The sequence below is a fragment of the Oleiphilus sp. HI0067 genome (genome assembly GCF_001635735.1).
The window spans coordinates 1-771 of sequence record NZ_LWFI01000269.1; the positions used below are offsets into that span (position 1 = coordinate 1).

Annotated in this window: 1 protein-coding gene; it reads left to right on the forward strand. The window is 42.7% G+C overall.

Annotation, left to right across the window (positions count from 1 at the left end):
- A partial coding sequence (locus tag A3739_RS03385) for an alpha/beta hydrolase (RefSeq protein WP_068500315.1) occupies nucleotides 1-747 on the forward strand: 747 nt, incomplete at its 5' end.
- Between the last annotated feature and the right edge of the window lie 24 nt (nucleotides 748-771).

Below are 771 nucleotides of genomic sequence, written 5' to 3' on the forward strand. Positions count from 1 at the left end.
ATGTGGAGTACGGGTGATACCCTATCTGAATTAAAGCGAACCTTTGAGTCTGAAGGGTATGAGACCCACACGCCTGATCTGCCTTTTCACATCCCTAAGGATAGCCATACATCAATAACGAAAGCGCAATTAGCGACTACAAGCATCAGAGATTATGTTGAGTTCGTAACAAGTTATATTGATGAGCTTGATGAAGCACCAATTCTTGTTGGCCACTCTATGGGCGGACTGATTGCACAACTTGTTGCCCAAGAGAAAAAAATTCATCGCTTAGTCTTACTATCGAGTGCAGCGCCAGCGGGCATTAATGGATGGAGCTTATCTGTTATCCGTTCATTTGGTCACAATTTATTCAAATTTCCGCTATGGAAAAAAACAACCGAACTGACGCTTCGTAATGTGCAATACGGCATTGCCAATACCCAAACAGAAAGAACCCAAGAAGATATTTTTACACTATCGACACTGGAGTCCGGACAAGCGTCTACAGAGATTGGTATGTGGTTTGTTCTTTCTAACCCACCGACGAAAGTAGACCCGACAAAAATAGATTGCCCGATTCTTATTTTATCCGGAAAAGAAGATCGAATTACCCCGCCAGCACTGCAACTAAAGATTAAATCTCTATTTCAAAACAAGGCAACACTTCAACTGATGGAGGGAGTTTGCCATTGGACGATCGGTGGTACCAGTCTTCCTCTAGTCCAGGCTCATATATTTAATTGGTTAGGACAACAACGTTGTTAAACACGCCGCTTGATTTTCTAAGGG